The sequence below is a fragment of the Pseudonocardia nantongensis genome, assembly GCF_046546495.1.
Taxonomy (GTDB): domain Bacteria; phylum Actinomycetota; class Actinomycetes; order Mycobacteriales; family Pseudonocardiaceae; genus Pseudonocardia; species Pseudonocardia nantongensis.
Genome location: NZ_JBKGXT010000008.1, coordinates 64,795 through 77,646 on the forward strand (window position 1 = coordinate 64,795; position 12,852 = coordinate 77,646).

The 12,852-nt window shown below is 73.7% G+C and carries 11 protein-coding genes; 7 read left to right on the forward strand and 4 right to left on the reverse strand.

Translation table 11 applies throughout. The annotated features are described in order from the left end of the window. Positions 1-510: a calcium-binding protein gene (locus ACLFMI_RS10655; protein WP_410947616.1), complete on the reverse strand. Its 510-nt coding sequence runs from the start codon at positions 508-510 to the stop codon at positions 1-3. A 212-nt stretch (positions 511-722) separates the two neighbouring features. On the opposite strand from ACLFMI_RS10655, the gene ACLFMI_RS10660 reads away from it, so the two are divergent. From ACLFMI_RS10660 to ACLFMI_RS10670, 3 genes are read left to right on the forward strand one after another with little or no spacing between them, the layout of a single operon-like run. Further along, positions 723-1,133: a pyridoxamine 5'-phosphate oxidase family protein gene (locus tag ACLFMI_RS10660; RefSeq protein ID WP_410947617.1), complete on the forward strand. Its 411-nt coding sequence runs from the start codon at positions 723-725 to the stop codon at positions 1,131-1,133. Positions 1,134-1,151: 18 nt separating this feature from the next. Continuing rightward, the gene (locus tag ACLFMI_RS10665) at positions 1,152-1,949 is read left to right on the forward strand and encodes an MBL fold metallo-hydrolase (RefSeq protein WP_410947618.1); all 798 of its coding nucleotides are present in this window, start codon (positions 1,152-1,154) and stop codon (positions 1,947-1,949) included. After that, positions 1,946-2,596 (forward strand): DedA family protein, encoded by a 651-nt coding sequence (locus tag ACLFMI_RS10670; protein ID WP_410947619.1) that lies wholly within the window; start codon positions 1,946-1,948, stop codon positions 2,594-2,596. Before ACLFMI_RS10665 ends, ACLFMI_RS10670 begins: the two co-directional genes overlap by 4 nt. A 763-nt stretch (positions 2,597-3,359) precedes the next feature. Here the strand turns inward: ACLFMI_RS10670 and ACLFMI_RS10675 are convergent. Then, entirely contained in the window at positions 3,360-4,856 is a 1,497-nt protein-coding gene (locus tag ACLFMI_RS10675; protein ID WP_410947620.1) for a S1C family serine protease, read from the reverse strand. A gap of 264 nt (positions 4,857-5,120) precedes the next feature. On the opposite strand from ACLFMI_RS10675, the gene ACLFMI_RS10680 reads away from it, so the two are divergent. Together ACLFMI_RS10680 and ACLFMI_RS10685 are read left to right on the forward strand one after the other, a co-directional pair. Beyond that, the gene (locus ACLFMI_RS10680) at positions 5,121-7,175 is read left to right on the forward strand and encodes a UvrD-helicase domain-containing protein (protein WP_410947621.1); all 2,055 of its coding nucleotides are present in this window, start codon (positions 5,121-5,123) and stop codon (positions 7,173-7,175) included. After that, the gene (locus tag ACLFMI_RS10685; protein ID WP_410947622.1) at positions 7,172-7,393 is read left to right on the forward strand and encodes an ATP-binding domain-containing protein; all 222 of its coding nucleotides are present in this window, start codon (positions 7,172-7,174) and stop codon (positions 7,391-7,393) included. The genes ACLFMI_RS10680 and ACLFMI_RS10685 overlap by 4 nt, the downstream gene beginning before the upstream one ends. 9 nt (positions 7,394-7,402) lie before the next feature. Here the strand turns inward: ACLFMI_RS10685 and ACLFMI_RS10690 are convergent, their stop codons facing one another. Then, the gene (locus ACLFMI_RS10690) at positions 7,403-8,569 is read right to left on the reverse strand and encodes a thiolase family protein (RefSeq protein WP_410947623.1); all 1,167 of its coding nucleotides are present in this window, start codon (positions 8,567-8,569) and stop codon (positions 7,403-7,405) included. A 325-nt stretch (positions 8,570-8,894) separates the two neighbouring features. On the opposite strand from ACLFMI_RS10690, the gene ACLFMI_RS10695 reads away from it, so the two are divergent. After that, positions 8,895-10,208: a TMEM165/GDT1 family protein gene (locus ACLFMI_RS10695; RefSeq protein WP_410947624.1), complete on the forward strand. Its 1,314-nt coding sequence runs from the start codon at positions 8,895-8,897 to the stop codon at positions 10,206-10,208. Positions 10,209-10,369: 161 nt separating this feature from the next. Then, positions 10,370-11,200: an SDR family oxidoreductase gene (locus ACLFMI_RS10700; protein ID WP_410947625.1), complete on the forward strand. Its 831-nt coding sequence runs from the start codon at positions 10,370-10,372 to the stop codon at positions 11,198-11,200. A 31-nt stretch (positions 11,201-11,231) separates the two neighbouring features. On the opposite strand, the gene sfnG is transcribed toward ACLFMI_RS10700, so the two are convergent. Continuing rightward, positions 11,232-12,401 carry a dimethylsulfone monooxygenase SfnG gene (gene sfnG / locus ACLFMI_RS10705; protein WP_410947626.1) on the reverse strand — a complete coding sequence of 390 codons (1,170 nt, stop codon included), beginning with the start codon at positions 12,399-12,401 and terminating at the stop codon, positions 11,232-11,234. Between the last annotated feature and the right edge of the window lie 451 nt (positions 12,402-12,852).

The window sequence follows — 12,852 nt, forward strand, 5'->3', positions numbered from 1 at the left end:
TCAGCCCCGGACGGGGTCCGGGCGCCCCGCGCGGCGCCCCGCCCGGACCGCCGCTCCCGCGCCCGCCGCGACGACCGCGCCGGCGCCGACCAGCAGGAACGTGCCCGCGTCGGCCGGGCCGTCCGGCCCGCCGGAGCCGTCACCGGCGGCCACCCCGCCGGACGGCACCACCGACACCTGGCTCCCGGACGGGTCGGCCGTGACCCGGTCCTCGGACGGGCTGGCCGCGGCGCGGTCCTCGGACGGCTCCGCCGGAGCCGTACCGCCGGACGGCGCGAGGTCCGAGTCCTCGCAGGCCAGACCATCACCGTCCCGGTCGAGCCGGTTCGGGTCCGACGGGTCGGCGTCGAGGATCGCCTGGGCCGCGGACCGGGTGAGCGCGGGGCAGTCGACGTCCTGGGCGGGTGCGGCGGAGGCGGCCCCCGCCAGCGGGACGCCGGCGAGTGCGGCGAGCACCAGTGTGGCGGTGACGGTTCCGGCGCGGCGGGCGAGCGGTCGCGGCTGGTTCATCGTGGACTCCTCCGGGGTGACGGGCGTGTCGTTCGGGGCCGGTGGGGCGGATGGTGCTGCCGTGCCGGTAGCGGAGAGTGAAGCGACTCCCGGTCATGATCGGGAGATATGTCACCCGGACGGGAATCGCTGCACCGGGTGGTCTCGCTCGGTGACGCCAGGTGCGGCGTGCCGGTGGAGCGGCCCGGACCGGCGGCGGTGAGGATGGGCGCATGACCCGACGCCGTTCCCTCGAAGACGGGGTGTCCGAGACGTTCCTGGACCTCTGGTCGCAGCGCCGCCCGTGCATCCTGGTGACCCCGCGGCGGGACGGGACCCCGCACGCCGTACCGGTCGGCGTCACCGTCGACGTCGGCGAGCGGACCGCCCGGGTGATCTGCAGCGGGGGTTCGCAGAAGGCCCGTAACGTGGCCGCCGCCGGTCCCGGCGGTGCCCGGGTCACGGTGTCGCTGGTGGAGGGACGCAGCTGGTCGACGCTGGAGGGCACCGCCGTCGTGCGGGACGAGCCGGAGCAGGTGCGCGACGCCGAGCGTCGCTACGCCGAGCAGTACAAGGTGCCCCGGGAGAACCCGCGGCGGGTGCTGCTGGAGATCGCCGTCGACCGGGTCCTCGGCAACGTCTGAAACGGGGATACTCGGGCCGTGGACCTGCCGGAGACGACCTTCCTCGGGCACAGCACCGTGCGCCTGCGGATGGGCGGGCGGACGGTGCTCACCGACCCGGTCCTGACGACGACGATCGGCCCGCTGCGCCGGACCGCCCCGACTCCCGCGCCGGCCGAGCTGGCCGACGTCGACCTGGTCCTGATCTCGCACCTGCACGCCGACCACCTGCACCTGGGGTCGCTGCGCCTGCTGCCCGCCGGTACCGAGGTCGTCGTGCCCGCGGGGGCGGTGGACTGGTTGCGCCGGCGCGGGATCGCCCGGGTGTCCGAGCTGCGCGCCGGTCAGGTCCGGACGTTCGGCGGGCTGCGGGTCACCGGCACCCCGGCCGACCACTCCGGACACCGCTGGGGTCCGCGGCTCACCCACGGTCCGCAGTCCGACGCGATGGGCCACCTGCTCGAGGCCGACGGCCTGCGGGTCTACCTCGCCGGTGACACCGGGCTGTTCCCCGGCCTCGACGACGTCGCCGCGCAGGGCCCGATCGATCTCGCCGCGATCCCGGTGTGGGGCTGGGGCCCGAGCCTGGGACCGGGGCACCTGGACCCGGCCGGCGCGGCCGAGGCGGTGCGCCGGCTGCGTCCCCGGGTCGCCGTGCCGGTGCACTGGGGCACGCTCGCCGTCGCCGGGGTGCGGTCGGTCCCGCGGATCGGGCCGCGGATGCGGGAGCTGCTGGTGCGCCCGCCGCACGACTTCGCCGACGCCGTCGCCGCGGCAGGTCTGCCGGTCGAGACCCGCGTCGTCCCGCCGGGCGGCTCGCCGTCGGAGACCCGGTGAGCACCCTCGCGGCGCTGGCCGCGCTGCCCGGCGAGGACTGGTTCGCCACCGAGCTCAGCCCGGACGCCGGACGGGTCGCCTACCTCGTCGTCGCGGGTGGGGTGCTGTTCGGCTCGATCCTGCCGGTGGTGCCGACCGGGGCGATCGTCGGTGCGGCCGCCGCGACGGCGATGACCTCGGACGTGCTGTCGCTGCCGCTGGTGCTGCTGCTCGCGTTCGGCGCCGCGCTGGGCGGGGACCTGGTGACGTTCGCGCTTGCCCGGCGGGGCAGCGCGTCGGTGCTGCGGATGATCGCACCGGGCCGGTCGTCCGCGCGGTGGGAGCGGGTCCGGGAGGCCTTCGCCACGCGGGGCTGGTTGTTCGTGCTGGTCGGGCGGGTCGCCCCCGCGTCCCGCGTCCCGGCCTTGCTCTCGGCCGCGGCGACCGGGATGACGTGGCGCCGGCTGGCTCCCGCGGTCGCCGCCGGTGCGGTGCTGTGGACGCTGCTCTACGGCGTGCTCGGCGTGCTGGCCGGCAACCTCACGGACTCGCCGCTGGTCGCCGCGGTGCTCGCGGTGCTGGTCGTGGCCGTGGTCGGCGCGGTCACCACCGCGATCTCATGGCTACGGCGTGACCGCGCCCGTGCGGCCGCACCGGACTCCGGATGAATCAATGCCCTCTGAGGTGGAAATGCTAGGCCGGAACGCAGCTGTTATCTAGCACAGCAGTTCCCACCCCTGTCGTTCCCGGACCGGGCTGTATCGGGGCCTGCTTATTCTGCAGGATGAGTTTCCGGCTCTGATTGTTCGGGCATACGCCCTCTTCCAGTAGAACTGGCTGCATCGCGGTCAAGGCCCCGCTGGTCAATGTGCAGGCGGCGCCCGCAGAGGTCAGGCAGACAACCACTCCCGCGGCGGCCGACCCGCCCGAAACCGCACTCTTCTGCGCAGTCTGGTCGAGAATCACGGTGTACGGTTCCTCGCTGATCTGCGACGGCGCCTCGGAGGCGCTCGCTGCCCCGGGAGCGATCAGCATCATGGCCAGTGCGGCAATGGATCCAGGAAGGGCGGAGCGGGATCGCCTCCTCGACGCGCGAGTGTTCATTATCGTCTCCAGGAAAGTTCTGCCCAGTTACCGAATGGTCACCATGTGGGGCTGTTCGGGTCAATTCATCCTGTGGCGAGAAGGGGCTGCGGGCTCAAGTGGTCAAAACTGTAACCCGGCCAATCCGATCGCGTCAATCACTCGATTTCCACCGCGGTGGCCATCGGGTCGGCCGCCGTTCGGGTCGGTGGGTGAAGCGTCCCCATGGCGGCACCGCGCCTGACCTATCGTGCGTGCGAGAACGGCTCGTGTAGGAACATGTCGGAACCGGCCGGGCGCAGCTGGAGGGGGTCGGCTGCGCCCGGCCGGAGTCTGGTGGGACAGCGGTCAGTTACCGCCGCCGAACGGGTTGATCCCGAACGGCAGGCCGCTCCCGGAGCCCCCGGAGCCATCCGGGCTCCCGGAGCCGCCGGGCTGTCCCGGCGAGTTCAGCGACCCGTTCTGCGCCGACGCGGCGGCGGTGTCCTGGACGGTGCCCAGCGTCACCGGCACCTGGCGGGCGGAGGCGCCGCTCCCGACGGTGAGCGTGACCTGCTGGCCGGGCGTGAGGTTGCCGACCCGGGCGATGAGGTCCTCGAAGCTCTCCACCGCGGCGTCGTCGACCTTGGTGACGACGTCGCCGGCCTTGAGCCCGGCCTGCGCCGCCGCGGACCCCGGCTCCACCGCCGCGATCGTCGCGCCGCTCCCGCTCGGTGTCCCGGCCGCCGAGACCGATCCCTGGACGCCGAGCTGCGGCTTGGTCGCGACGCCCTCGGTCATCAGCTCCTGGGCGACCCGCTTGGCGGTGTCCACCGGGATCGCGAAGCCGAGGCCGATCGAACCGGAGCTCTGGCCGTTCGTCGCGATCGCGGAGTTGATGCCGACGACGTGTCCCTGCAGGTCGACCAGCGGTCCGCCGGAGTTGCCCTGGTTGATCGGGGCGTCGGTCTGCAGTCCGTTGTAGACGACCGGCGCCCCACCCTCGCCGCCGGCCGTGACCGTGCGGTTCAGTGCGCTCACGATGCCGGCGGTGACGGTGCCGGACAGGCCCTGCGGCGAGCCGATCGCGACGACCTGCTCACCGACCTGGACCCCCGACGACTGCCCGAGCGTCGCGGCATTCAGCCCGGAGACGTTCTGCAGCTTGATCACCGCGAGGTCGTAGCTGGGGGAGGTGCCCACGACGCTCGCCTCGTGGGTGCTGCCGTCGGCCATCGTGACCGTGATCTGTGCACCCTCGCCGGCGCCGGTGACCACGTGGTTGTTGGTGAGCACCTCGCCGTCGGCGGTCAGCACGACCCCGGAACCCTCGCCGACGCCCTGTGCGGTGCGGACCTGGATGTCGACCGTGCTCGGGGTGGCGGCGGCCGCGGCGCCGGCGATCGAGCCGTCGGCCGGCTGCGCGGTCGCACCCGGTTCGGGCGCGCTGGTCAGCGTCGCGCCACTGCTCGCCGAGGACGACCCCAGCACGGCGTAGGCGCCTCCGAACCCGACCCCACCGCCGAGCAGCCCGGCGGCCAGCGCCAGCGCGACCAGGCCGGTGATCCGGCGGCGCGGCCCGCGGGGGCCGCCGCCCGAACCGGGCGAGGGTGGTGGGAACGGTGGGTACACCGACGTGGGCGGGGCGCCCGTGCCGTGCGCCGGGATCCCGGAGTACGGCCGGGCGCCCCACTCCGGAACGCCCTGGCGCTGGTCGGTGTCGGTCACGGTCGTCGCCTCCGAATCGGGTGTGCCGCCGGCGTGCGGCCGGTCCGCACGCGCCTCGGGCGGGGTCGGGTCCGGCGCGTCGCCCCCGGTGGCCCGCCCGTCCGCGCGCTCGCCGCTGCCCGGCCCGTACTCGCTCATGGACACAACTGTGCGCCGCGACCCTGAGACGACCCTGTGATCGCGCTGGGAATCCGTCGGGCGTTCGGTGTGCGCGTAGCGGCGGCGCGTTCAGCAGGTGGCGTGGGCCACGCCCGCGGCGCTCGGGCGGCCGCACCGGCGACGACCGCGGGAAGAGCCCGAGAACTGCTGACAGAAGAACTGCAGGACGCGCTATTCTAAAGGGCGCTATCAAGGCATAAATGTATGCCGACGCATTTTAATTGTAACACGGGTGGGGAGAGGATGACCAGAGATCTCGTCGAACAGGAACGCGTGACGGAGACCGCGCGGATCCGCCGACTGCACGACCTGCTCGCCGCCGAGCTCGCGGCCGCCGCGGACCGGGCCCGGGGGGTGCTGGCAACGCGGGCGGGCGGGGAGCTCAGCGCCCGCTGGGAGCGCGAGGTGTCGGTGTATCGCTGGTCGGAGCGGGCGAGCGCGCTGAGTGCGGCCCGTGCGGGTCTGTGCTTCGGCCGGCTCGACCACACCGATTCCTCGACCGCCTACATCGGACGCATCGGGCTCACCGATCCCGCGGACTCGGAGAGCGCGCTGCTCGACTGGCGCGCGCCCGCGGCCCGGCCGTTCTACTGCGCCACCCCGGTCACGCCGCTCGGTGTGACCCGGCGCCGGCATTTCCGGATCGCCGGGACGGCGCCCGACGAACGGGTCGCCGATTTCCACGACGACGTGCTGGACTCCGCGGCCGCCGGGTCGGCCGACTCGGCGTCCGCGTCCGATCCGGCGCTGCTCGCCGCCCTGACGGCGCCGCGCGGGTCGGCGATGCGCGACATCGTGACCACGATCCAGGCCGAGCAGGACGCGATCATCCGGCTGCCGCTGTCCGGTGTCGCCGTGATCGAGGGCGGCCCGGGGACCGGCAAGACCGCGGTGGCCCTGCACCGGGTCGCCTACCTGCTCTACACCCACCGCGAGCGGCTGGCCCGCAGCGGCGTGCTCGTCGTCGGCCCCAGCGCCGGCTTCATCTCCTACGTCGGCGGCGTGCTGCCCGCGCTGGGCGAGTCCGCCGTCGTGTTCACCACGCCCGGCCGGCTGGCGCACGGCGTCGTCGCGACCGCCGTCGATGACGACGAGGTGGCCCGCACGAAGGGCGACCTGGCGATGCTCGACGTGCTGCGCCGGGCCGTCGCCGACCGCCAGGAGCTCCCGGACGAGCCGATCCGGATCGCGCTCGACGACGTCACCGTCGAGATCGACCGGGCGACGGTCGGCGAGGCGCGCCGGCGCGCCCGGGCCACCGGTGCGGTGCACAACGCCGCCCGGCCGGCGTTCCGCGACGCGCTCGGGAGCCTGCTCGTCGACCAGGGGCTCGAGCGGCTCGGCCACCGTCTCGAGGACCCGCCCGAGCTCGCCGAACTCCTCGCCGGGCTCGGTGACCTCCCGGAGATCGAGCCGGCGGGTGCGGCGGAGGTGTCGGCCGAGATGCGCCAGGGGCTGCGGGACAACCTGCGCGCGGATCCGGGCTTCCACGCGGCCGTCGAGCGGCTCTGGCCGGCGCTGACCCCGCAGCGGGCCCTCGCCGAGCTGTTCGCGTCGCCGCAGCGGCTGGCCGTGGCGGGCGCCGGCGCCGACCTCGCCGGGCTGCACCGCGCCGAGGGCGCGGCGTGGACCGTCGCGGACGCCCCGCTGCTCGACGAGCTGGCCGAGCTGCTCGGACCCCCGCCCGGCGCCGCGGCCGGGCAGGCCGAGCCCGACGACCGCTACGCGACGGAGGTGCTGAGCATCCTCGAGTCGGCCGACCGTGACCTCGCCGGGGAGGACCCCGACGAGCTGCGCCCGACCGACTTCGTCACCGCGGACGTGCTCGCCGCCCGGCACGTGGCCGGTCTCGCCGGAACGGTCGCCGAGCGGGCGGCCGTCGACCGGGACTGGCGCTACGGGCACCTCGTCGTCGACGAGGCGCAGGAGCTCTCGGCCATGGACTGGCACGTCCTGCTGCGGCGCTGCCCCGCGCGCTCGATCACCGCGGTCGGCGACCTCGCACAGCGCAGCGCCGCCGCGGGCGCGCAGGACTGGACCGACGTGCTCGGCCCGCACCTCGGGGACCGGTGGACGCACCGGACGCTGACGGTCAACTACCGGACGCCCACCGAGATCATGGAGCCGGCCGCGGCCGTGCTGGCCGAGTACGCGCGGAGCGGACGCCGCCGGAGTCGGTGCGCTCGACCGGCGAGCAGCCGTGGCGGCGCACCGTGCCCGCGGCCGGTCTCGCGGCCGAGGTCCGCGCGGCGGTCGGGGAGGAGGCCGCGCGGGCGGGACGCGGGACGCTCGCGGTGATCGCCGCCGAGCCGGACGACCTCGCCGCGCTCACCGGGCTCGACGTCCAGCGCCACACCCCGGTGTCGGCGAAGGGTCTCGAGTTCGACGCCGTCGTGATCGTCGACCCGGAACGGATCCGGGCCCGGCATCCCGCCGACCTCTACGTCTCGATGACCCGGGCCACCCAGCGGCTGGGATTGCTGGACGTCGAGGGCCGGGACGGCGGGCCGGGGTGAGGGCCGGGGTCATACCAGCTCGACCACCGTGGCGTTCGCGGTGCCGCCGCCTTCGCACATGGTCTGCAGGCCGTACCGGATGCCGCGGTCGCGCATGTGGTGCACCAGCCGGGTCAGCAGGATCGTGCCGGAGGCACCCAGCGGGTGCCCGACGGCGATCGCCCCGCCGAGCGGGTTGAGCCGGTCGTCGTCGGCACCCAGCTCGGCCTGCCAGGCCAGCGGTACCGGGGCGAACGCCTCGTTCACCTCGAATGCGCCGATGTCACCGATCGCCAGCCCGGAGCGCTTGAGCACCTTCTGGGTCGCCGGGATCGGACCGGTGAGCATTCGCAGCGGGTCGGCCCCGGAGACCGCCCCGGAGTGGTAGCGCACGATCGGGGTCAGGCCCAGCTCCTTCGCCCGCTCCGGCGTGGTGACCAGCACCGCGGACGCGCCGTCCGAGATCTGCGAGCTGTTCCCGGCGTGGATCACCCCGTCCGCGGAGAACGACGGCTTCAGGTTCGCGAGCGTGTCCACGGTGGTCCCGCGGCGCAGGCCCTCGTCGGCGGTGAACCCGGGGGCCCCGGGGATCGGGGCGAGCTGACCGTCGAACGCGCCGGAGTCGATCGCGGCCGCGGCGAGCTCGTGGCTGCGGGCGGCGTAGGCGTCGAGCCGGGTGCGGGACAGGCCCCAGTCCCGGGCGATCCGCTCCGCGCCGACACCCTGGTTGAAGTCGTCGTTCGGGAACTCGCCGGAGGTCAGGTCCGCCGCGTACCGCTGGCGGACCAGCGGGCCGTAGGGGCGGCCGAGGTCGCGTCCGGCGCCCAGCGGCACCCGGGTCATCGACTCCACCCCACCGGCGACGACGACGTCGTACTGCCCGGCCAGCACCATGCCCGCCGCGAAGTCGAACGACGACTGGCTGGACCCGCAGGCCCGGTTCACGGTCACCCCGGGCACGGTCTCCGGCCAGCCCGCGGCGAGCAGCGCGTACCGGCCGATCTGCGCGGCCTGGTCGCCGACCTGGTTGACGCATCCCCACACGACGTCGTCGACGACGCCCGGGTCGATGCCGGTGCGCTCGGCGAGCGCGGTGAGCACGGCGGCGGACAGGTCCACCGGATGGACCTCGGACAGCGACCCCTTGCGCTTGCCGATCGGGGTCCGGACGGCCTCGCAGACGACGGCCTCGGGCATGGGGATCCTCCTCGATCACCGGCATTCGATCGTTCGTGACGCTAAGCCGGAACCCGACCGCGCGCCAGCCTCCCGGGCATCGGTGAGGGGGCTCACAGACCGGCACTCAGGGGTCGAGCGGCACTGGATCGGTGCGGTACGGTCGCGTCGCACGCGAAGGGGAGTAGCTCCCAACGCTGCGCTCGACATACTGGAACGCCCCTCTGACGGGCGGGCCCGGGCGCAACGGCCTGACCACCACCAGGCGAGCGAGACCTTCGATCCGGGTGAGCCGGATCGAGGTCGCCTTCCATCCTCGGCCCGGCTCGGAGATCGAGGGATGGACATGGACGGGTTCCTGGTAGCGTTCGCGGTCAGTTTCGGAGTCATCTTCGTGGCCGAGCTGGGTGACAAGTCCCAGCTCATGGCCCTGACGTTCGCGACACGCTTCAAGGCGCTGCCGGTACTCGTCGGCATCACGATCGCCACCTCGGTGGTGCACCTGGTGTCGGTCGCCGTCGGCTACGGCCTGGGCGCCTCGATCCCGACCGGCTGGATCTCGCTGGTCGCGGCCGTCGCGTTCCTCGGTTTCGGCGCGTGGACCCTGCGCGGCGACTCGCTGTCCGACGACGAGGGGCGCAAGGCCGAGCGGACCGGCGGGTCGGCGGTCATCGCGGCGTCGGTCGCGTTCTTCCTCGCCGAGCTCGGTGACAAGACGATGCTGGCCACCATCACGCTGGCCACCCAGTACGGCTGGTTCGGCGTCTGGCTCGGCTCGACGCTGGGCATGGTGGTCGCCGACGCGCTGGCCATCGTGGTCGGCCGCTCGCTCGGGAGGAGGCTTCCGGAGAAGCTCGTCTCGGCCGGTGCCGCGGTGCTGTTCTTCGTCTTCGGCGGCTGGCTGTTCGCCGAGGCGGTGCCCCAGGTCTGGGGCCCGGACGCCTGGACGCGGGTGGCGGCCGCGCCCGACCATCACGTGGTCGGCTGGGTCGCGCTGGGCCTGGGCGCGCTCGCGGTGCTGACGACGTTGCTGGTGCGGTGGACCGCGCACCGGGCCCGTGGCGAGCGCTCGCTGGGGGTGTCCCGCGCGCCGGGTAGCCCGGCCTGGTGGGCGCGGGTGCTGTTCCTGGCCGCCGGGGTGCTCGGGCTGGGTGCCCCGTTGCTGGTCGCCGTGGACGTGATCGAGCCGATCGCGCTGCTGTCCCGGCCGGGGCTCGCGGTGGCCGGTGCCGGCCTGGTGCTGCTCGGGTTCGCCGTGGCCGCGATGTCGCTGCTGCAGCTGGGCACGGTCTGGCGGCGGTCGTCGGTCGAGGCCGGCTGCGCCGCGGCCGGCGATCCGGCGGCCGCCCGGCGCCCGGTGCTGGTGACCGGCGGGCTCTACCGCCGGGTCCGCAACCCGGCCCTGACCGGCCTGATCGTCGGCTGCGCCGGGCTGTTGCTGATGGCCCCGACGCCGGCCGGCCTGCTCGCCGGGGTGCTCATCCTGGTCGCGGTGCAGATCCAGGCCCGCCGGGTGTACGAGACCGGGCTGGGCGACGCGCTCGGCGCCGAGTACACCGCCTACCGGACCCGGACCGGCCGGTTCCTGCCGCGGGTCCGGCCACCGGAGCCGAAGCCGGGGATGCCCTCCGGTCCCGGGAACCGCACGCGGGTCGGCTGACCGCACCTCCCGTCGACGACGCCCGTCCCGGTGCCCCGGGGCGGGCGTCGGCGTCGGCGCACACCCTTACTCGGTACGGCGTACGGTTCAAATGGTACGGTGTACGCAGTCCGGCGTCGGTGCCTGAGCCGCTCCGGACGGTCGACGAGGGGGAACGTGCGATGACGATCCTGGTCACCGGGGCCACCGGGAACATCGGCCGGATGGTGGTGGACCACCTGCTGGCCCGGGAGGCGGGCCCGGTGCGGGCGCTGACGGTGAACCCGGAGCGGGCCGCGCTGCCGGACGAGGTCGAGGCCGTCCGCGGGTCGATCCGCCGGCCGGAGACGCTGGACGGGGTGTTCGACGGCATCCGCGCGATGTACCTCGCCCCGGACGAGAAGTCCGCCGCCGAGGTCGTCGCGCGGGCGGCCGAGGCGGGCGTGGAGCACGTCGTCGACCTGTCCGGGGAACCGGAGAGCTGGTGGGGGTCGGTGTGCACGGCCGTCGAGGACGGCGGGACGGTCTGGACCCACCTGTGGCCGGCCGACTTCGTCGAGAACGGCGAGATGTGGTTGCCGCAGATCCGCGCCACCGGTGTGGTCCGCGAGCCGTGGCCGGACCTGGCCAGTACCCCGACCGCGATGACCGACATCGCCGAGGTCGCCGCCGTCGCGCTGATCGAGGGCGCCCGGCACGCCGGGAAGGCCTACTCGCTGACCGGCCCGGAGGTGGTCTCCCGGCGCCGGTGGGTCGCCGCCATCGCCGACGCCACCGGCCTCTCCGTCCGGTTCGAGCAGGTGCGCCCGGAGGAGGCGGTCGCCGCGCTGGAGCCGTCGTTGGGTGCCGAGCACGCCGGCGTCGTCGTGCACACCATCCTGGGGTTCCTGCGCGACGCCGAGCCGGTCCCGAACGGCATGGTCGAGGACCTCACCGGCCGCCCCGGGACGACGGTCGAGGCATGGGCCCGCGCCAACGCCGACCGCCTCCGCATCGCCCTCACCTCGTCCTGAGAGCGTGAGAGGGCTCCCCGACGCGAGTGGGTCAGACCGTGGTGAGCTGCAGCTCGCGGCCGGCCAGCTCGGCCTCCTTCTCCCGGATGATCGGCAGCACGTTCTTGCCGAAGTACTCGACCTCCTCCTGGAAGTGCAGGAAGCCGAGCAGCAGCAGGTTGGCGCCGCGGCGCTTGTACTCGATCGCGCGGTCGGCGATCTGCTCCGGGGTGCCGATGAACTGGGTCTTGAAGCCGTCGTTGTACTGGACCAGGTCGGAGAACGACGAGTCCGCCCACATACCGCGCTTGTCACCGGTCGAGTTGCCGGCCTGCTGGACGGCGTCCCGGAACCCCTCGACGGCGGGCTTGTTGGCCTTCTCGATGATCTCGCGCAGGGTGTCCCGGGCCTCCTTCTCGTCGTCCCGGGCGATCATGAAGCCGTTCAGGCCGAACCGGACCGGCTGCAGCCGCTGCGCGGTCTTGGCGTGACCGAGAACCTCCTCGACCTGCTCGGTGAACCCGGCGTAGTCCTTGCCGTTGGAGAAGTACCAGTCCGAGACCCGGCCGCCGTTGCGGCGGGCGGCGGTGGAGTTGCCGCCCTGGAAGATCTCCGGGTGCGGGCGGCCCGGGACGTCGACCGGCTTCGGCTTCAGGTCGAAGCCGTGCACCCGGTAGAAGTCACCGGAGAACTCGGCGCCACCCTCGCCCGCGGTCCAGGCCTCGCGCAGCACCCGGATGAACTCGTCGCTGCGACGGTAGCGCTCGTCGTGCTCGAGCCACGGCTCGCCCATCGAGGTGAACTCGTCCTTGAGCCAGCCGGAGACGACGTTGACGGCGATCCGGCCCTTGGTCAGGTGGTCCGCGGTCGCCAGCCACTTCGAGAGCACGGCCGGCTGCCACAGGCCCGGGTGCACGGCGGCGATGACCTTGAGCCGCTCGGTCGCCAGCGCCAGCGCCAGCGAGAAGCTGGTGGCCTCGTGCTGGTGGTCGGCGCCGTAGCTCGCCATGTAGCGGATCTGGGAGAGCGCGTACTCGAAGCCGTTGTTCTCGGCGGTCTGCGCCAGCTTGACGTTGTAGTCGTAGCCCCAGTCCGTGCGCTGCTCGATGGTGCTGGTGACGAGCCCGCCGGAGACGTTCGGAACCCAGTAGGCGAACTTCAGCGGCTCGGTGACCTGCGCGTTCAGCGTGGTATCGAGGTTGTCGATGGTGGAGTCGGACACGGGGGAGGATCTCCTCGTGATCGGCCGCCGCACACGGCGGCAGGGCGCACGACGCCGTGCGTCCCGGGATGAAAGGGATGTGACGGGAGAAAACGGACCTGCGGATTCAGGAGTGGCGACAGGCCTGGCTCACGACGACCAGGTGATCGACGTGACGGCGCCGCGTCAGCAGGTATCCGACCACTACTCCACCGAACCCGCGGGTAGGTGTGTTGTCAACCGCTGGTCGTGCGCGTCACCGCTCGCACAGACGGGCGTGCTCGGCCCGCAACCGGTACTTGAGTACCTTCTCGCCGACCGTCTCCGGCAACACCTCGACGACCACGACGGCCTTCGGCGTCTCGAACCCGCGAGCCGTTCCCGGCAGAACGCGATGACGTCCCGCTCCCCGGCGCCACGCCCGCGGTCGGGACGACGAGGGCGGTCACCGACGACCAGTCCAGCTCCGGAT

Bases quoted from the DNA above. Each gene is read 5' to 3' on its own strand.
- ACLFMI_RS10700 (WP_410947625.1), top strand. From the start codon at position 10,370: ATGACGATCCTGGTCACCGGGGCCACCGGGAACATCGGCCGGATGGTG.
- ACLFMI_RS10695 (WP_410947624.1), top strand. From the start codon at position 8,895: ATGGACGGGTTCCTGGTAGCGTTCGCGGTCAGTTTCGGAGTCATCTTC.
- ACLFMI_RS10660 (WP_410947617.1), top strand. From the start codon at position 723: ATGACCCGACGCCGTTCCCTCGAAGACGGGGTGTCCGAGACGTTCCTG.
- ACLFMI_RS10680 (WP_410947621.1), top strand. From the start codon at position 5,121: ATGACCAGAGATCTCGTCGAACAGGAACGCGTGACGGAGACCGCGCGG.
- ACLFMI_RS10690 (WP_410947623.1), bottom strand. From the start codon at position 8,569: ATGCCCGAGGCCGTCGTCTGCGAGGCCGTCCGGACCCCGATCGGCAAG.
- ACLFMI_RS10675 (WP_410947620.1), bottom strand. From the start codon at position 4,856: ATGAGCGAGTACGGGCCGGGCAGCGGCGAGCGCGCGGACGGGCGGGCC.
- ACLFMI_RS10655 (WP_410947616.1), bottom strand. From the start codon at position 510: ATGAACCAGCCGCGACCGCTCGCCCGCCGCGCCGGAACCGTCACCGCC.